The sequence below is a fragment of the Lacticaseibacillus hegangensis genome, assembly GCF_003946465.1.
GTDB lineage: Bacteria > Bacillota > Bacilli > Lactobacillales > Lactobacillaceae > Lacticaseibacillus > Lacticaseibacillus hegangensis.
Map to the genome: position 1 here is coordinate 41832 of NZ_RHOL01000016.1, position 19152 is coordinate 60983.

General features: G+C 48.6%; 18 protein-coding genes. 7 read left to right on the forward strand and 11 right to left on the reverse strand.

What is annotated here, in order from left to right:
* Positions 1 to 324: 324 nt before the first annotated feature.
* The 9 genes from EKM86_RS06430 to ucpA form a co-directional block, all read right to left on the reverse strand.
* Positions 325 to 1587 carry a PTS galactitol transporter subunit IIC gene (locus tag EKM86_RS06430; protein WP_125756225.1) on the reverse strand — a complete coding sequence of 421 codons (1263 nt, stop codon included), beginning with the start codon at positions 1585 to 1587 and terminating at the stop codon, positions 325 to 327.
* Positions 1588 to 1641: 54 nt separating this feature from the next.
* Positions 1642 to 2316 (reverse strand): triose-phosphate isomerase, encoded by a 675-nt coding sequence (locus tag EKM86_RS06435; protein WP_125756227.1) that lies wholly within the window; start codon positions 2314 to 2316, stop codon positions 1642 to 1644.
* A gap of 18 nt (positions 2317 to 2334) precedes the next feature.
* On the reverse strand, positions 2335 to 3171 hold the full coding sequence (locus tag EKM86_RS06440; protein ID WP_125756229.1) for a class II fructose-bisphosphate aldolase: 837 nt from the start codon (positions 3169 to 3171) through the stop codon (positions 2335 to 2337).
* A gap of 11 nt (positions 3172 to 3182) precedes the next feature.
* Positions 3183 to 4040 (reverse strand): L-ribulose-5-phosphate 3-epimerase, encoded by an 858-nt coding sequence (locus EKM86_RS06445; RefSeq protein ID WP_125756231.1) that lies wholly within the window; start codon positions 4038 to 4040, stop codon positions 3183 to 3185.
* 30 nt (positions 4041 to 4070) lie between these two features.
* Positions 4071 to 5615 (reverse strand): FGGY-family carbohydrate kinase, encoded by a 1545-nt coding sequence (locus EKM86_RS06450; RefSeq protein ID WP_125756234.1) that lies wholly within the window; start codon positions 5613 to 5615, stop codon positions 4071 to 4073.
* Positions 5616 to 5651: 36 nt separating this feature from the next.
* Complete coding sequence (locus EKM86_RS06455; RefSeq protein WP_125756236.1) at positions 5652 to 6170, reverse strand: YjbQ family protein; 519 nt, start codon at positions 6168 to 6170, stop codon at positions 5652 to 5654.
* On the reverse strand, positions 6160 to 6762 hold the full coding sequence (locus tag EKM86_RS06460) for a glycerol-3-phosphate responsive antiterminator (RefSeq protein WP_125756238.1): 603 nt from the start codon (positions 6760 to 6762) through the stop codon (positions 6160 to 6162). The genes EKM86_RS06455 and EKM86_RS06460 overlap by 11 nt, the downstream gene beginning before the upstream one ends.
* Positions 6763 to 7203: 441 nt before the next feature.
* Complete coding sequence (locus EKM86_RS06465) at positions 7204 to 8592, reverse strand: APC family permease (RefSeq protein ID WP_125756240.1); 1389 nt, start codon at positions 8590 to 8592, stop codon at positions 7204 to 7206.
* Between the two features lie 2 nt (positions 8593 to 8594).
* Positions 8595 to 9395, reverse strand: coding sequence for an SDR family oxidoreductase UcpA (gene ucpA, locus EKM86_RS06470; RefSeq protein WP_125756242.1), 801 nt, complete (start codon positions 9393 to 9395; stop codon positions 8595 to 8597).
* A 257-nt stretch (positions 9396 to 9652) separates the two neighbouring features.
* Here ucpA and EKM86_RS12605 point away from each other — a divergent pair, with 257 nt between their 5' ends.
* From EKM86_RS12605 to EKM86_RS06495, 5 genes are all read left to right on the forward strand, one after another.
* Positions 9653 to 11011 (forward strand): recombinase family protein, encoded by a 1359-nt coding sequence (locus EKM86_RS12605; protein ID WP_318530644.1) that lies wholly within the window; start codon positions 9653 to 9655, stop codon positions 11009 to 11011.
* A 169-nt stretch (positions 11012 to 11180) separates the two neighbouring features.
* Positions 11181 to 12551 carry an endonuclease/exonuclease/phosphatase family protein gene (locus tag EKM86_RS06480; RefSeq protein ID WP_125756244.1) on the forward strand — a complete coding sequence of 457 codons (1371 nt, stop codon included), beginning with the start codon at positions 11181 to 11183 and terminating at the stop codon, positions 12549 to 12551.
* On the forward strand, positions 12548 to 12943 hold the full coding sequence (locus EKM86_RS06485) for a hypothetical protein (RefSeq protein ID WP_125756246.1): 396 nt from the start codon (positions 12548 to 12550) through the stop codon (positions 12941 to 12943). Before EKM86_RS06480 ends, EKM86_RS06485 begins: the two co-directional genes overlap by 4 nt.
* 14 nt (positions 12944 to 12957) lie before the next feature.
* Entirely contained in the window at positions 12958 to 13290 is a 333-nt protein-coding gene (locus EKM86_RS06490; RefSeq protein ID WP_125756248.1) for a hypothetical protein, read from the forward strand.
* A gap of 224 nt (positions 13291 to 13514) precedes the next feature.
* Positions 13515 to 13940 carry a hypothetical protein gene (locus EKM86_RS06495; RefSeq protein WP_125756250.1) on the forward strand — a complete coding sequence of 142 codons (426 nt, stop codon included), beginning with the start codon at positions 13515 to 13517 and terminating at the stop codon, positions 13938 to 13940.
* A 90-nt stretch (positions 13941 to 14030) separates the two neighbouring features.
* On the opposite strand, the gene EKM86_RS06500 is transcribed toward EKM86_RS06495, so the two are convergent.
* Both EKM86_RS06500 and EKM86_RS06505 read right to left on the reverse strand, forming a co-directional pair.
* Positions 14031 to 14732 (reverse strand): PASTA domain-containing protein, encoded by a 702-nt coding sequence (locus EKM86_RS06500; RefSeq protein WP_164506192.1) that lies wholly within the window; start codon positions 14730 to 14732, stop codon positions 14031 to 14033.
* A 1001-nt stretch (positions 14733 to 15733) separates the two neighbouring features.
* The gene (locus EKM86_RS06505) at positions 15734 to 17092 is read right to left on the reverse strand and encodes a glycoside hydrolase family 1 protein (protein ID WP_125756255.1); all 1359 of its coding nucleotides are present in this window, start codon (positions 17090 to 17092) and stop codon (positions 15734 to 15736) included.
* Positions 17093 to 17198: 106 nt separating this feature from the next.
* Between EKM86_RS06505 and EKM86_RS06510 the strand changes: the two genes are divergently transcribed.
* Both EKM86_RS06510 and EKM86_RS06515 read left to right on the forward strand, forming a co-directional pair.
* Positions 17199 to 17924 carry a GntR family transcriptional regulator gene (locus EKM86_RS06510; protein ID WP_125756257.1) on the forward strand — a complete coding sequence of 242 codons (726 nt, stop codon included), beginning with the start codon at positions 17199 to 17201 and terminating at the stop codon, positions 17922 to 17924.
* Positions 17925 to 18103: 179 nt separating this feature from the next.
* A complete protein-coding gene (locus tag EKM86_RS06515; protein ID WP_125756259.1) occupies positions 18104 to 19105 on the forward strand; it encodes a PTS sugar transporter subunit IIC in 1002 nt (333 codons plus the stop codon).
* Positions 19106 to 19152: the final 47 nt, after the last annotated feature.

The following is a 19152-nucleotide window of genomic DNA, read 5'->3' on the forward strand; positions in this document are numbered from 1 at the left end:
TTTAGAGACCATATCAGTCAAAGGGAGTCTGCTAAGAATAGATTGAATACAGATTAATTCCGCGCTTTATAGCAGTTGTGCTTGGAGTGGGGACTGACTGTGAGATTCCCGTAACGGTTTAAAGTTTCTCCAGGATTGTCTGGCTACATGAGCGCATAGTAAAATTCCTCCATGATTATCAGATGAATTATGATATTTCGTCTGGCAATCACAAAGGAATTCTTTCTCCAACAGAGTGGAGTGAGTCTACTTAATTGTAAATTTGACTATATAACGGTTAGCTGTCAAGTAAACACGTTATGTTCAGGGGTTAGGAGAGAAGAGCTACAGCAAAGGTTTAAGCATGAGGCCTATTTCAGTTAAAACCCAGCCAATCCAAGTGGTGGCACTACCAATAAAGTTTGTCATGTATTTAATCCCATTTGGTACAGCGATACCGCTTTGAACAGCTGCTTTTGTGTAGAAGGGTGCAATGCTGGTACCCACATACATAATACAGATAAGTACCAAAGTTCCTGAGACAATCATTCTCAGCATATTGCGATGGGCAAACGGTGTTATCAGTGCCAGTAAGAACATGAGTGATGCCAAGTCGACAAACGGCAGCACTTTGTTTCCTGGCAGTATAAAGGCCAAGACAATAGCAATTGGAATGAGAATCAGGCCGGATGCGAGCACTGATGGCTCACCAATGAGAAGTGCGGTATCCATGCCAATATAAAACTCTCGCTTAGGAAACCACTTCTTTAATTGGCCCTCTACTTGATCTCTTACAATAACAAGGCCAGAAACCAGGACGTCAATCATCTTAGGCAATAGATACATAGCCGCGGCAACGTTGATAGCCAGTGAGATGATTTTCGTTATTGGGAAATGTGCCATAATACCTATGGCTAAGCCTAGTAAGAAACCAAGCGTAAGTGGCTCCCCGAGAACTCCGAATCTTTTCTGGATTGTTTCTGGATCCATTTTAATTTTATTAAGGCCAGGAATCTTTTCACAAATCCAGTTACCTACTATCCCAAACGGAACCCAAGCAAGGCAGGTGAGGTGAGGGAAAGAAATACCCTTGAGGTTGTATTGCTTTTGAACATAAGGAGCTGTCAGATCCGCGACGACCAGGGTGATGCCGAAGACAATGAGTGTCATGACGACGGCCAGCCAAAAGCTATTCGTGGCTGCGTAGATAACGGCGCCGAGCAGCAGGAAAATCCAGTAGTTAAATATGTCTATGTCAACAGTTTTGGTTAGTTTAAAGACTAGCATTAGGGCGTTAAGAACTAGGAAGCTGACAACAAGAACGGGCATGATGGGCGTTCCCCAACCAATAGTGGAAGCGGTTGGCCACCCAGTGTCAACGACTGTCAGTTTTAATCCCATTTGAGTTACCATCGCTTTGGATGCTGGACCAAGATTCGTTAACAGCAGGTTAATTACCATGTTCACACCTGTGAAGCCGATGCCGACTAGCATACCTGCTTTGAACGCTTTGCTTGGCTTTAGTCCGAATATAATCCCCAAGATGAAGAAGATTATTGGCATCATAACCGCAGCACCGAGGTTGATAATGGTTTGAATGACTGCCACGAGAGATTCTCCTTTCCTTTGTTGAAACTTGAGATTCAGCAGTGTCCAGTGAGCCTATCTAGTTGAAAACTGAGCCGCGGCACCAATCATTTCGTCAAGCTTGGATTCCCAGTCCGGGGCTTTAATAATGCCACTTGTGGCTCCCGAACCGTCCGCGCCTAACGCCATGACCTTTTTAACGTCCTCACCAGAACTTACCCCGGCGGCCTGCATAATGAGAATCGCTGGATCTACGGAGCGAATTGCAGCATCTGTGTCTTTGATGTACTGATCGTTGCTAGTGCTACCGGTGCCAATCAAGCTGGTTGGTTCACAGATCATTGCAGTAGGATGCAGTTCTGCGATTGCTCTACTTTGTGCTACGGTGTCGGAGCAAACAATGGTCATGAGGCCAAGGTCTTTGGCGAGAACCATACTGGCGTCTAGCTGAGCAAGTGTGAGCGGATGCTCGGCGTGGTTTAATACGACGGCTTGAATACCGCGATTTTTTAAGGCAACAGGTAGGACTTTTCCCATACCTCGGCCAGGAGTGAGGGCATCCATATGCTGAGCTGTATAAATTAGATGGCTCGTATTTGCCATGATTTCGGGAAAATCGATTAATTTAGCAGTGAACATAACATCAATATTGTATTTTGCCGCCACCTTATCTGTAAGCCGGGCTAATTTAAGAATTTCCGTGCCATACAGGTAGGACTTTGGGTTAACAATAAAGAAAGGCTTCTTCATTTCTGAGCGCTCCTTTTCTTAGACTTCGTAACGATACTTAGCTGTTTCAAAGACCGAGTAATAGTGTAGTGCCAGTTCTTTGACTTGTTGACGTTGGTAGGCCGCCATGTCTGCCTCTGAGTCAAATTGTTTAGCTTGACTGGCATTCAAGGCCATATTGGCGAGGTCTGTGTAGATATTAACTTTGGCAATACCTTCCTCTGCGCATCGAGTCAAGTTGTCGTCTCCGGATGATGAGCCTCCATGTAATACCAGAGGAATTGAAGTGGCTTCTCGGATTTCTTCAAGCCTCTGAAAATTGAGTTTTGGAGGCGTTTTTGTTTTATAGACACCGTGTGAGGTTCCGATTGATACAGCCATAGAGTCGCATAGCGTTTGATCTTGAAATTGTTTGGCGACATTTAGTTCGGTATACATACTGTTATCTGTTGTTGAGTTAGTTCCTACGTGCCCAACCTCAGCCTCAACAACAACACCCCGCTGGTGAGCGAAGGCAACAACGTCTTTGGTAATATTGATGTTCTCAGCAAGCGGTTTATCTGAGGCATCAATCATGACCGAAGTAAATCCATTACTTACTCCGTACTTTACGAGCTCAGGGTCTGTACCATGGTCAAGATGAAGCACAACAGGGACAGAAGCTTTCGAACCGAAGTATTTACCGAGCGCAAGGGCATCGTAAATATTGAGCTCCGGTGAATGTTTCTGAGCCCAAGCAAGAATAACCGGAAGATTTAGCTGCTCTGCTGCAGCAATTTCAGCGCGAATAGAGTTGCTGTCCCAGAAATTAAAGTGAGGGAAGGCAAAGTGACTTTTACGCGCTTGAAGCAATAAACTTTTTGAAGATACGAGCATGATAGTTCCTCCTATTTATCGAAATGATATTTTTGCAGATAGCCATCGAGGAAATGCTTAGCTACGGCGATTTCATTTTCGTAGCCTGCGTCATGCGCCCACATTTCGATAACAAATGGACCTGTATAGTTCAGACGACCTAGAACTTTCATCAGTCCATCAAAATCGACGTCGCCTTCGCCGTAGGGGACATTACGAAAGCTATCTAATTTGCTATTGGGATCTACTAAGCGACCGTCCTTGAAATGGATTTCGGTGATATTTTTGAAGCCTGACTCCAGCTCATCTCCGGCTTGATTACCGACCCATGCAGTAAGGTTGCCCAAGTCAGGAAAGACTTGGAGGAAGGGCGATTGAATACTTCGTTCAATCTGAAGGATTTTCGTGACGCTACCGGCGAATTCGTCATCCATGACCTCAATCGAGAGAACTACCTGCTTTGAAGCTGCATAATTGACACACTCTTTCAGACTTTCTATATAATTTTCTCGTGAGAGTGGTGTTTTGGTTTGTTGGTAAACATCATAGCCAGAGGTAAGAATATTTCTTGCGCCCAAGTCGACGGCCAAATCAACGGCTTTTTTGATTACTTGTATGCCCGTTTCACGAACTGATTGATCAGGGTGACCAATTGGCCATTTACGGTTCGCGCTGCAGCATAACGAGCCAATTCGGATTTGATGATCAAACATGTAATCGACGAGCTCTTTTTTTTGATTTCTAGACCAGTCAAGACGTTCTAATCTTTGTGGCGATTCGTCAAGACTGAGTTGTAGATAATCAAACCCATGTTTTTTTGCCAGATTGAGTTTGTCGGTAAGCTTCATGTCTATCGGCATTGCTTTTTCGTATAGCCCTGTTTGATTCATAAACCGTTCCTCCCAAGGTCAAACTGACCATTATTCGTTAGAAAGGTTAGTAACTGAATGCATCCAGTCGCTAAATTCTGGATAGATCTTTTTGTATTGTGCAAAGTAGCGTTCATATTTGCTATGGTTCTCAGCATTTGGCGTAATAACTTTGTCGTAAGTTACCATACGATCTACAGCCGTGAAGATATCAGGGTACGCACCACCTGCAACTGCGGCCAAGATTGCTGATCCAAAGACGGGTGCTTCAAGCTGATTTGGCACTTTTAACTGAACGTTTGCCACATCAGCGTGAATTTGTAAGAAGAAATCGTTATACGCTGCACCCCCGCAGACAATAATATTCTCAGGATTAAAGCCATTTTCCGAAAAAGATTCGATAACGTTTGCTGTGCCGTAGGCAATGCCTTCAAGAATGGCACGGTACATTGCTCCACGATCAGTTTTAAGTGATAAGCCATAAAACATACCCCTAATTTCGCCATCGGTGTATGGGGACCGGTTTCCTTGCCAGAAATCAGTCATCATGAGACCGTCGCTACCGGGTTCGAGCGGCTCAGCCATTTCATTTAACAGATCATAGACTGAGACATGCTTCTCTTTTGCTTCAGCGACAAGATCAGAACACATGTTAGTTACGAACCACTTGATGATTGATCCGGTTGAGATTTGTCCACCTTCGATCAAGTTCAGGCCTTTTGTAATACTGTTTGAATACGTTCCCCAGATGCCGGGGCGATGACCGTTGGTCGACGTTACACCGAAGAGCAGGTGTGAGGTACCAGTGACTAGAGCTGTGTCGTTGTCATGAATTGCTCCCATACCAACTTGGCCAACGTTTGAGTCAACCCCGCCTTGACCAACAATTGTTCCTGGTAACAGGCCAAGGTTATCGGCAGCTTCCTCAGTTAGGACACCCAGCTTGTCGCCGAGCCGATTCATTTGATGGGGGAACTTATCCAGAACGTCGCCAATTCCCATGCGCTCGTAGAACTTAACTGGCCAACCTCCATTATTTTCATCGTAGTACCAGCGAATTGAAGCGTTGTTCACGTTGCAGGCCCAAGTATTCGTGAGCTTAAAACCAAGCCAGTCAGCAGCCTCACAGATGACATTGGCCTGATTGTAGACTTCAGGCTCGTTGCGTTTTAACCACATTGCCTTTGGCATCATCCATTCGGGTGACACGTTACCAAATCCATTAATTCCAAGTGTGGGATCTTCGCTCTGCGAGACCTTGGCCGCCTCTTTGGTTGCTCGTACATCCATCCATAAGATGGCGTTTCGAAGCTGATTTCCTCTATCGTCACAGGCAATTACAGTACAGCTTGTTTCGTCAAAGCTAAGAGCAAGGACGTCTTCGGGGCGAACTTTCGATTGCGCCAGCGCCTTCTTTGAAGCTTTGCCGAGCGCTTCCCACCATTCGTTAGTACTTTGTTCTGCCCAGCCGTTATGAGGAATATAGGTTTTTAGATCCTCGGTTGAGAAGATGACCTCACGACCATCAAGGGCAAAGATTCCGACACGAACTCCGTTAGTGCCAAAGTCAATACCCATAACATACTTTTGAGCCATTTCTTAGCATCTCCTTTGTATACGAGTTTGATTAGGTTAGTCGCCGATGATAGCGAGGTTACATTTGCGAGTCCGCGTGCGATTTTGATCCCAGTCAACAAAATACAGGTAACCAACTGAACCAATAAGGGGAACGCCTTGATTGATGATAATGGTTTGGCTTGAGCCAAAGAGAGAGGCGCGGATGTGAGCGTCGGCGTTCAGGATTGTTGCGGGATCTGCGTCGTATGAAGGATCTTTTTCATTCAACTCTTTTAAGAAAGCGACGTGTTTAGGACCGGGATAGAGATAATCTGTTTCTGTGAGTTCTCGGGGAACGACCTTATCCAGAATTTTTACAAGATCGACCTGTAGTAGTTCGTCACCATTCCAGTCTTTGTCATGTGTGAATTCGTCAAAGACAACGGAACAAGTCGTGTGCGGACTCGAAACTACACAGATACCATTTTCAATGCCACTGTTGCTGATAAAGTCTTTAACCTCATCTGTAATGTTAGAGAAAGTTACTCGACGACCATTTGACTTAACGTGAATCTGTTTGAACTTATAAGACATCCTCTTCAACCTCCTTATTGGTGAGAAAGTCCTTGGAAGCAGGGATCCAAAGATCCGGTTGGCTGGTATCCAGATAATCAAAGCCTGCATTCCAGACGTTGCTGATCATGTTCTGAGTCCGAATAAAGCCGCCAGCAATCAGTGGCGCCTTCAGCCCGCTGGTCCAAATCAAGGGAAATTGGGCTACGGCGTTGATAGCCGGCAGTAGTTCGATAGCTGTGAAGGTTTCGTCTTTCAGGGCACTCTTACTGCGTTCGTAGGAGACAGAGTCGACAAGAAACAGCCGAAAGATTGTCTGCAAGCCAATTTTCTTTGCCAGAGAAAGGCTCCTAATGTTAGTTGAGACGACCCCATCACAGTTGAACATCGTATGAAGCAGGTTTAGGCCTTCATGATCGGCCTTGAATCCGGAAAGGAATTCCAGATGAACAAAAGCCAGTTTGTGTGCTTTATGGACCCGCCTAACCACAGCCTGTAGGTTGCCAATATTGCAGCCAGTCAAAAAGATAATGGATGAGGGAGTGCGGCAAGCCTGATCTAAGAACTTGAGATTTACAACAGACGGTATGATGCAATGAAGATTCTTATCCATAAAATATCCCCCCTTAGCAACAAAAAAAGAGCCCGAAAAAAGATTATTCGCAACTCAATTGCACCATCGCAGTTGAGATTCGAGCATTCTTTGTTTCGTAGCTCTTCATTTAACACATATTTACTTGACAATAGAATTATAGCACTTGAGAAAGCGCTGTCAATCTTTTACACTTTATTATTTGAACACACTCGTTTTTTGGAAATCCACCGTAACAATTTGTATCTTTAGCCGCTTGTATCTTTGACCGCCGAATGAAAGAAGGCCTGTTTAGTGGCGATAATATATAGGTATACGATTCAGGTTGCTCGGGGTAAAACTCGACAAGAGGCGATGAGCGCGACTAGCTAGCGAATCTGACGAGACTTAAAGCCGTCAAAAAAGGTTCAAACTCAGTAAACTGAGCTTGAATCTTTCTTGACGGCTGATTTCCGAGACAAATTAGAGCTCCTGTGGACCGTCAGGCGTGTTGACTTCGACCTTACTGTGCTTCCACCGTCGCAGAACCATCCATAGCCACAGAGCAACACCAACACCGACATAGACAGCAAATGACAGCCATGAGTTGATGCCCTGACCAAGAGCCGTGAAGAATGCGACCAGAAGCGCAACAACAAGTGCAATAATACGGGTCGCCTGCCCACCAGGAAGTTTATAGGTTGCCCAGTCTGGGTGCGCAGCATGTATCCGTATTGCGCTGATCATTGTCAGTGCATATGCGCAGGCGCAGCTAAAGGCCATTAGGTTGAAGAAACTTTCCATAAACGTGCTGGCGTTTTGAAGAAAGATGAAGATAACGCTAATTACTAGCAGGAAGACATTCGGTAGGATGGGCTGCTGGTGTTTATTGACCTTCATGAAGGCCTTAGGTAGATAATTCTGCTCACCCATTGCATAGAGCAGGCGGACAACAGCCATCCAGAAGCCTAATAGTGAAGCACCCATACCTAGTAGGACAGAGCAGAATCCGAAAATCAGTGGCCAAACGCGCCATCCCAGAAGGTCTTGCATTGCCACAATGGTTAGGAAGCCATTTGCGGAATGTGCTGTGAGCAGTTGACTGCTGGTGCCAAGACCTGCAATGCAGAAGAAGTAGAAGACATAGATAGCCGCACAGGTGAGAATCGAACCACGGATTGCTTTGCTTGTGTTTTTAATTGGGAAATCTCCCTCTTCTACCAGCTCAGGTACTGTTTCAAACCCGAAGAACGGCGTGATCAGCAATGCCATACCGATTATCCACGCCGGAATTCCTGCAGTACTGGCCAGCCCTGAGTGAAGTAGCGGGGTGAAGTTTGAGAACGACCAGTGACCGCTGAAGAGCAGCATGAAACTAGTAATCAGCGTTGTCGCAATGTTGACAAAGAGCATGATGCCCTGCGCTTTGATTAACACTTTTACGTCTTGCAGGCTGAGAAAGAAATATATCAGCAGAAGCAACAAGCCAAAGATGATGATGGTCTGGAAACTCATGTGCACGTGGAACTGATAGTTGATCCATGTCATGATACCCATGACAACAGCTGGCGGGACAGAAATCCAGGCCGCCATAATCAGCCATGAGGAAAAGAAACCCAGGTGTTTATTCAGACCAACAGTGTTGTAGATGAGTTCACCGCCGTTTTGCTTAAAGATGGAAGATAATTCACCATAGACAAAGCCAATAGGCAAGATGCAAATCGCCATAAGGGCGAATGCGAGAAAAGTACCGGCACCGGTGTACTTATAGAATACCGAGTCCCAGTAAGCAACGTAGGTGAAGATTGCCCCGGTTGCGGCAATATAAACGTAGACTAGATTGAGGCTCTTTTTTAACCCTCCGGCAGCCATAACTATGCACCCACAGAAACCGTCTCAGGCAATGTACTGCCACCATCGATGACAACTGGTGTTGCCGTGATGTAGCTGGCACGGTCGCTAAGAAGGAATGATGCCAGTTCCCCAATTTCATCGATTGTTGCCAGGCGCTTCTGCAGAGGCACTGCATCTGCAATACCACGGGTAGTGACGTCCGGATCATCTGGCGTTGATTCTCTTGCGATTTGATCGGCCATTGGTGTCTGAACGTAGCCCGGAAGAATCGCGTTGGCAGTAATGCCATACTCAGCGACCTCGCGCGCCACTGCACGGGTGAATCCCATAATAGCTGCCTTGGTCGTTGCGTACGCACATTCACCAGGATCAGCAACCTTGACGCCAGTCACGCTAGACATGTTGCAGATGTGGCCGGATTTATTAGCAATTAGCGTTGGAAGAACGGCTTTCGTTACATTCCAGACACCTTTGATGTTGATGTCGAATTGGAAGTCACGATCCTTATCGCTAGTTGCTAGTAATGAACCTAGTTTGATAACGCCAGCGTTGTTCATCAGACCATCAATGGTTCCAAAATGATCAAGAACTTGCTGCACGCCAGCTTTCACACTTTCAGTGCTCGACACATCCATTTTTACGCCAAATGCCTCGTACCCGTCTTGGGTGAAAGACGCGACCGTCTCATCTAGTTTTGGAGAAATATCTGCTAAAGCGACTTTGGCACCATGTTTTGCAACTACACGCGCAATTCCCAAACCATTACCCATTGCCGCACCTGTTACCAATACAACCTTGCCGGTTAATTCGTCAACAGCCATGATAAAACCTCCTCATATATTGTGAATGTTTGAACATCTTGACGGTAGCACGTTTAGACAGCGCTTTCAATATGTGCTAAGGCTTTTTTCTTTCTGGCATCTGAAAGTCTTTGTAGAAGAAAGGGAAGGCTTGATAGTGAATTGCGAGGCTTCTCGAGTCTCACAACTTAAAAGTATTGACACAAAGACACCACCCCCGTAAAATAAGGCTTGGATAGGTCTCATATCTTAGTCTCTAATCGAGAAGGGGAAGTCACATGGCCAAGGCATCGAAATCGGATCAGTTAGCAGTTGCAATCGCGAAGGCAATCAGTGAGTCGGCAATCTATGACTTCACTCGGCATGGCTACCGTCGTGTCAGCAAAACTCTGATTAAGTTGCGAATCGAGAAAGACGGAACAGCCCCAGGCATTTCGCTAGAGGGTGGCGCTTGGAATCTTGCATTCAATAAAGCCTTGGATCGGATGCGGCACGCCGGCGCGGCGGCAGAGGCGTATAACTTTACCAAGCGCGGGGAGACCGAATCGCGAACCGAGATTACTATTATGGATGGTGAAAAGGCGAAGCAGGTCGCCGCTGACATGGCTGCAGGTCGGCCTGAGCTTGATCTGCACCCGCAACCAGAGACGCCGGTCGACAAGATGGCGGTCGCCATTGCTCGCGAAATCGGCTCCAAGACGATACACCCGAAGCAGGCGCCAGAGCTGGAGCTGATCAATGAGCGCGATGTTGAAAATCAGGTCAAGCCCCGGTGGCGGTCGGTTTGGTCAGCCAAGAGCTGGACTCCAGCTTGGGAGCGGGTCGTGACTTATCTTCTGCAGGAAGGCGCACTCAACCAGCAGACAGTCCTATCATCAACCAATGATGACGTTCAGATCCTGGCAGTGGCGGATTGGAATAAACTTAACCGCCTGATTGCCGACCCGTCACCCGTGGCAGGCGAGGGCACAGCAGAAAAGAAACCTCAGCCGAAGCACATGCCTGTTAAGGAGACAGCGGCCCAGAGATCATTCTCAGGTACCGGTACCATCTACGGCTACGCCCGGGTCAGCACCCCGGCCCAGAGTCTGGATGAGCAGGTTTCAGAGCTGAAGAAAATGGGTGCCCAACAGATCTACAGCGAAAAATTCACCGGCACCACGGTGGATCGCCCAGAGTTCCAGAAGCTCCTGACCATCGTTCAATCCGGCGATACCCTGATTGTTGCCAAGCTCGACCGCCTGGGCCGTAACGTCAAAGAGGCTCTGGAAGTCATGGATAAGCTACAGGCCAAAGGCGTCACGCTGCGCATCGGCAATATTGGGACTTTTGAGACCAATAAGAATGGCGACCTCACCCCGATGGCAAAAATGATGCGTACCATGATGCTCGCTTTTGCCGAGTACGAGCGCGACATGATTGTTGAGCGCACCCAGGGTGGCAAGGCGTACGCCAAAGCGCACGATCCGCACTTCCGCGAGGGTCGTAAGCCGGTTATTGCGGGCGAGCGGCTCGAGCAGATGCTCGACTACTACAAGACGCACACCGTTAAAGAGACCACGCGCGCATTCGATGTCTCAAAGGCCACTTTGATGCGGCGCGTTGCGGAGAATCAGGCAGAGAAACAAACAGATTAAGTCAGTATTGGGCCCTAGCTATTTATTACCGCCGCAGCAGTGCGTCTGTGGCGGCTTTTTTGTCTTTGCTGAATATTAAATTTCTTCTTGCCAAAGTATGTGGAGGGGCGTATGTTTAAAGAGTAATAGCGGAGCAGCATATAAACACGAAATAATGGAGGGCAAAAATATGGAACCACTAACAGCAGACCGGCATCAGAAGTTCGTGGAAGTGACGACACGACGAATTCGAGACCTGACGGCCGTGGTTGAGTTAGTTCAGGTACTTTCGGATCGGCCGCAGACTTACACGTACACTCAAACAAATGCAAGAGAGATGTATCGAGCGTGGAAGAGACAAGTTCAGTATCTGGAGGATTACTTTTCTCCTGATGTAGAGGATCCAAACGCCGAAGAGGTGCCAAGTGAATTTCGTTTTACTCGGCCAAGTAAAGGAATCGAGCCAACGCCTGAGCGTCTGGCATTACAAGCCAAGCGCAATCTGAAGATTTTGCCGGTAGATGAAAAGAATGCGCGGTTTCTCGCTCTGGCAGAGAGCCGCGTGTCGAGGGTGCTCTTACAGATTAGAAGGTTGATGAATACATCCTCGCGCAATTATCTACCAACCAAAGACGAAGTTGCCGCCCTGATCCAGTTGCTTAAAGATCAGTGCAACGCCACCTGCTCGTTGTTCGATCCGTCCCTGCTGATGAGTCGCTACATTGCGCGGCTAGAGCCTATACAGTTCCGATTCCTTGCGCAGAATTTAAACGGGCGTAGTAACTACACAAATCCAGATCTGATAAATGGTGTCGTTCCTGAGTGGAGCAACAGTGAATCCATCGACATCTTTGCTTTCAATGAGGTCTATCTCGATAATCGTTACGACCGTTTTGAGGCCATGCTAGAGGAGGCAGGCTATTACACCTTCCACGATTCAAGAGACCCGAAGGCCTTGGCAAATACCTGTGCGCTGGCCTTGAACTCGCGTCTGGTACCTGCGCGCACCAAGCTGCCGGTCTTCCAGCCGAGTCAGAAGTCTGGACTAGATTACCTGGCCACCTTGGTACCGCAGCCGGACGGCCGCGCACTGGGAATCGCCAGTGTCCGGCTTCACTCTTCGCTTGGGAAAGAGGCAGATTTGGCGGCGGACTACCAGGACATGGCGGACGTTGCACTACCGGAGCTCCTTGAGCTAGTCAAGAAGTTGAAGAAGGAAGGCGCTGATGAACTCCTCATAGCCGGCGACTTCAATCATGCTCGCATCGTGGAGAGTGGCAATTATGAAAACTTGGCTCAGGCCCCAATCAGTTTCCAGGTGCAAGAAGCCAAGCTGGCTGAGGTGGGCTTAAGACTGCTGCGAGCCAATGGCACTTCGTTTACAAGCGAGGATGGCAGATATCACACAGCCATCGATCACATTGCCATCAGCGCGGGCATCAAGATGAACGATGATCTGCGCTATGATCCTAAGCCGGCCGGCAGCAGGCTTGACCATGCCGGGATTACGGGCACTTTTACGATGCCAGCCATCGATCCTGGATTCGAGGAGACGGAATGACGATGGATGATCCTGTTTCTCTCGATGGTCAACCCGATGCGGTGGGAATTTTCCGGGTGGGAGTAACGCACTTAGAATGGCTGACCCCGAGAGAAAGCAGCGGAGCCTGGGGTTACTTAGACAGATGGTTGGACGAACATCCTGATCAGTCATTCGACTTTGAGTATGACGGCGTAACCAATCCTGACGTGAATGTGATCTTTATTCCAGATCCGGTTGATACGGGGGACGGATTGACCCTGTCATATGGCGGCCACCCGCATCACACGAACGGGCGGTTTATCTTAGTTGGTACCTATCAAGGAAGTCCGCATGAGGATTCTATGCAGGTTGAAAATCTGAGCGTACATCAGTTTGAGATGCTTGCATCAGCAGTTCAGGTGGTTGGCTAAAGGGGGACGACTAAATGGCTGAAGAGATCGATTACTCCAGACTGATCTATATCTGCGAAGGCTGCGGTACAGTGAAGATGTACCCCACACCCGAGGACGCTTTTAACGATGGTTGGGACTACCCGCCGCGACTGGGAGAGTTTGGGGTGATTGGGCCTCGGACTTGCGGTAACTGCGGGATCGATAAGACGCTGTGGTGGAAGCTAGTCACTGCAAGAGATGTTACTGACGAGAAAGTCCCAGTGAGTGAGCTCCCATTGGGGGATTTGACTCCGTCGCAAATGAGGACGTTCCAGCGCATTCTTGGCGAGCCTGCTAGTATCATGGCGGACAAGCCTGCAGAGTAGCCTTTGTATAGATGCCGAGTCAAATTAGATGACAAGGCTCATTTCAGGCAGTATCCTGACCCTGGTACTTGGGATTTTCCACCTTTCACCGCGTTGACCCGCAAGTCAGCGCGGCTTTTTTCTTACAAGAGTGAGTTCAAGAAAGAGGAGTTGATCAAGAGCCATCTGGTGGTCGGTGTTGATGACAGCGACTCATGATGCCCGCTGACAGGAGGGATTGACCAATGAGTGAGTATAGAAGGGACGACCTTGGGCGTATGCAGTATCCCGCCATGTTTGCTACGTGGGGAATCAGCCATCTGGAGATGATGAGAGAGGTTGAAAACTACGAGCTTCTCAGGGAATTTAACCTGCTGCGTGAGACATTTGCAGAAGACGGGTACTATGACGATCTGGATCCAGTGAGCAGGGAAGAATTGGTCGCGAAACTATTGAATGATGATGGCCCGATGGCGTATGTACGTGCGCTTTTAAGGGTCGATGACGATGGCGACATCATCGAGGCCTACAATCGCGGAATAGCCGATGGCTCTATGCCGGAGTTGGAGAAGCAGGAGATCGATATGCTGCGACACTGGGAACGCGGGATCGAGTGGTACTCCGACTTGATTGCTAGGGAGCGCGAGCGAGGCAGCGCTGAGATTATTTGAGGCCTTAGGGGGCCAGAACATCAATCTTGTTCAGCTAAAAGATAGGGCTCGCAGACTTACCAGACACTGAGGTAAGCTGCGAGCCTTCTTTTATTTGCTGTTCTGTTCATCACGGTTCGGATCGATCTCTTCCGGATTTTCAACATCTTTAGGTGCCGTGGTGACTTTGGGGGTCTTCTTGGGCAGGGGAATTTTGTTGATCAAATGACCGGTGCCCGATGCCAGCGTCTTGATACCTTTCTTCGCCTCGCCAGTCAGCTTTTCAGCCAGTTCTTTGCGAGCCTCCTGTTTAGCGGCCAGCGCGTCGTCCTTAGCTTTTTGAGCGGCTTCTTCGGCAGCTCTGTCGGCAGCAATCTGATCGTCGATGATTTTCTGGCTGGCAGCGACCGTGGCTTTGTCAGCGTATGAGACGCGCACAAAAGTCTTGGTGTTCGCCGTGACCTTAGTGTTAGCTGCCGGAGACATCGTCAAAATGGAGTTGGGCTTCACCTTCGCGTACTGCGGATCTGGGTCAACTTTAACAATCGAGTACTGAAACTTGTAGAACACTAAAATGCGCTTAGCCTCAGCGAGCGGCAGGCCGACCAGGTCGGGCATGTTGATATCATCGTTGTGTTTATTCAGATGAGCTGCGAAAAAGGCACTCCCTTTCTCGACAACCTGTGGGCCGATTGCCTTAATAGTGGTGTCGGCAAGATCTGAAAGGCGTTTTGACCCGACTTTCGACTTTGAGTTTAGATTGTCGTGGGATTTGGTGTTTCGCGTTGATCCGGATTTCTTTGATGTTGCCATAGCTGTTCCCCCGTACATTTATATAGTAGCTAAATTCACTATAGCAGTTCGGGTAGGGGTGTACCATATACAAATAGTGCGATTAGAGGCCCCGGTCGGGAATGCGCCCGCGACCCGCCAAGCCCCGGCGGGACACGGTCGCAGTCCCGCCCTCCTGCTCAGTCTCATGGCAGCCGTCCGCCACCGCCCCACGAAGTGCTTGCGCCCGTTCCGGCCGCCTGGCCTGGGCTGCCGCCCTTCACCGGCCAGAAGTGCTTGCGCCGCTTCGCGCCGCCTGACCTGGGCTGCCGCCCTTCACGGTCAGAGAATCCGCACTCCCTCAGGTACCCGGCTGGCACCGCCGGGCGGGTGTGGCCTGTTGCCCACCGCCCTCCGGCCGGCAGTCCCAGCCCAGGCCCGCCCCAGGCCCGCCCTCACGCCGACAACACCGACCTGCGACCCACATAGGTTTACCTATTAACACTCAGCCTCATCCTCTTGCGCCGCCGAGCGCCTCGCCCCCACGCCACCAGCCCGCGCGCGTGCTGCCCCCTCCATACAGTAAGCCCAAGCCCGAAGTTCAAGCCCTTTTGAGGAAAAGGGAAGCGGGGTCCTCGCCGAGACTACAGCGTTTGAGCCGCAGCACGTGCACCTGCGCCGAGGACAGAAAAATCAGCAGTCTCCGCTTCATCAGATCGTGAATCTGACGCGAGTTCAGCCGCAGGGGGCCGCCAACTCACCGCAGGTGGTCTAAAAATCGCCTGTTTCTGCGCGAATTTGGGGTCAGGCGTGTTCACATTTCGAAGACAACTAGAGCCAACTGACACTTCATAGATGGGTGACGGACAACGCGGGGCCGCCAAGCTGGATGTCATCTGAACAAAAAATTTATTGCTGGGCGGGGTTTTGAAAGGAGGGTGTGCTGGGTTGCCTGCCACCGACTAGTCACATAAAGCAGACGTCATCAGCGAAGAAACCCATCCAATGATGTCTGCAGAAGAGCTGTAAAGGCTAATGCAGGCTTACAACACTTCACCATTACTGCTCGTGACTCTGCGGAGCCATTCATAGCTTTTTTTGGGTACACGTTGTAAATCGTAGGTTTCCTGGTTAGATCGATTAACGTAAACAAACCCGTACCGCTTATCCATATCCCCCTTAGAGCTCGGTATATCGATGAGACCCCATACCAGGTAACCCAAGACATCAACACCGTCATAGGCGACTGCATCCTTGAGTGCAGCAATGTGATCTCGATGGTAGGCGATTCGGTAGTCGTCAGCAATTTGGTGAGTGCCGTCCCATTCTTCGCGCATGCCCACGCCATTCTCAATCGGGAAAACGGGCAAACCGCAACGGTTATAGATGTCCGTCAGGGCCGTACGGAAGCCAAGAGGGTCGATTTGCCAGCCCCATTCGTTGCAAGAAAGATACGGATTTGCTTTCTCACCTTTGAGGAGGAACAAATTAGGGGCAGTATTTAACGGGATTTTGGTGCTATCGATGGTGGTGGTCGAGTAATAACTCAAGCTGATGAAGTCGCTACGACATTGCGAAATTGTTTTCATCTCGTCAGTGTCTAAGATGTCGTCTAGTCGTTGCTGGTGCATGAACGACAACACTTCGGTGGAATACCGGCCCGTAGTGAACAGTGATAGCAGGTTAAAGTTAGCAAATTCACCGAACTTGCGAGCAGCAGCGACATCCTCAGGAAGGGGACTGTGAGGATAGACTTCTTGATAGGCCAGCATGCCGCCAATTTTCAGGCCTGGGTAATTGGTATGAACTTCATTTGCGATGGCTGCATGTGCAACCATCACGTGTTGCTGAATCTGATAGAGTGCACGAATGGATTGATTGCCGGAATAGCCGCTGATGCTGAATACAGTGGGCAGTCCGTAATGGTTCTGTTCGTTAAACGTTAGCCAGAGCGGGACCTTGCTGGCAAAACGCGACAGCATTTCCTTCCCGTAGCGAATGAAGGCTTGGACCACGTGATCAGAGATGAATCCATCGTATTTTTCCGCCAAGTGTTGCGGCATGTCAAAATGATAGAGGCAAGCCATGGGGGTGATGCCCTCGCTGATGAGCGCATCAATTAACTTGGAATAAAACTCGATTCCAGCTTCGTTGAAGTCTCCGTCTCCAGTGGGGCAGACTCGACTCCAAGAAATCTGGAAACGGTAGCAGTTGACGCCAGCCTCGGCCATCAGATGAATATCTTCCTTGTAGCGGTGGTATTCGTCAATCGCACTTTCCCAGATGTCTTGGCTGCGCACATCATACACAGAGGGGCCCTTGCCATCAGTCAACGCAGCACCTTCAGTCTGCATGCTAGATGTGGAGTTACCCCAATAAAAGCCATCTTTTAGAATTGCCATGATTGCACTCCTTAATCTATATCTCTTCGTAGTTTGAACTTACATGTCTTCGCGTTATAATGCACTTATGTGTGACTTGTAAGCTCATCTTACGAAGGAGGTAGTTATGTCTAAATACATTGACATTGCCAATGATCTCAAGAAAAAAATCCAAGCGGGGACTTATGCACCAGGCGAGCCGCTTCCGGGCCAAAAAAATCTGGCAGACGAATACAAGACCAGTCGAATGACGATTCAAAAGTCGCTATCACTGCTAAAAGCAGAGGGGTATCTCTACTCTCAACAGGGGTCCGCAACTTACGTTAAGAACAACATCGATAGTCTGGCGAATTTAGACATTGGCGTCGACCAATATGTCGGAATTTCGAAATTAATGGAAGGCAAACATAAGGTCACCAGCAAGGTGTTGAAATTCGAGATTCGATATCCGGAAGAAACGGAACGCGATAAACTGTCCCTTGGTCCGACTGATGCGGTCTACGATATACTGCGGTTAAGACTGGTGGATCAGGCTCCGTATTCAATTGAGCACACCATCATGCCGATCAGTATCATTCCAGGATTGAGTGACGACATCTTAAGCAAGTCAGTCTATCACTACATCCAGGAATCTTTGGGCCTGGAAGTCGGGGGAGCATACAGGCAGTTCAGCGCAAAGAAGTCTTCCGAAGACGATATCAAGTTTTTGGGCAACGAGAGCACTGATCCAGTCCTAGTCATTACCAACGTGGTATATCTTGAGAACGGGACGCCGTTCGAATATTCGATTGTTGATCAGAAATACGACAAAGGGCGTTTTGGTATCTTTGTTCCCTCCCAAGGGAAATTTTAGCAAGGTCTGCATCTATTCATATAGATGCGGCCTTTTTGCTATCTTGACTCTTTGACACGAGATGAGTATAAACGAGGCCGCTCATCATGTAAACTAAAATTTTATATTTGGCTTTACAAGATTACGGATAGCGTTTACAATGTCCTTGGCTTTACAAATATAGAACCAAGGAGGTCATCATGGAAAAGCCAAACGTCTTTGTTGATAAGCTAACGATGTTTGCTGCCAAGTTCGCCAATAATCTTTATATGAGAACCTTGCGCGATGCATTCGTTATGATCATGCCATTGTATACGCTCGCCGGCTTTGGGGTATTGCTGAATAATGTTCTCTTCCCACTTATTCTTAAGGGAGATGCATTGGTCAAAACTCAGACTTGGGGAACACTCATCACCAACGGGACCTTGAATGCTGGGGGACTGATGGTAGCACCAGTCGTTGCCTACATGCTGGGTCGCAACAAGAACTTTAAGAACCCAATCATGTGCAGTATTGTTGCCATTGCGGCGTTTATTATGACAATGCCGCTGACACTTGATCTGATTCCGGTTGGTGGAAAGAAGCCGGTGTCGATCTCCGGCGTATTATCCTACAGCAACATTGGTGCCAATGGTATGTTTACCGGGCTGCTGATTGGTTTGTTCGGGACCTTGCTGTTCTTAAAGGTTTCAAGCATCAAGAAGCTTCATATCAACCTCGGTGAGAATATTCCGCCAGCAGTTGGCCAGTCTTTTGACTCATTGATTCCGTCAATGATCACACTGTCAGTTGTTGCTCTGATCGGTGCGCTGCTGATTGTCTTCACGAACAGCAGCATCATGGCGTTCATCACGACAATCATTCAGGAACCGCTTCGTCGAGTAAACACGAGCCTTCCTGGTATGCTCTTCATCTACGGCATTGGGAGTTCGTTCTTCTGGTTTGGGATTCACCCGTTCGTGAACAGTACGCTGCTTGATCCGGTTCTGCTGATTAACATGAACAAGAATATGCTGGCGTTTGCTCACGGCAAACCAGCTCCGTATATTTTGACCAACACCTTCCGTGATGTCTTTGGTCAAATTGGTGGGACCGGGAGTACAATCGCACTGCTGATTGCCGTTCTTCTTTTCTCCCGAGTTCGGCCGAAGAGGGACATCGCAAAATTAGCTCCTCAATTTTCAAGTCAAGTGCAACGATGATAACGAATTCTTGATAGTGGTCTAGGCTGTTACGCCATGCATCGGTA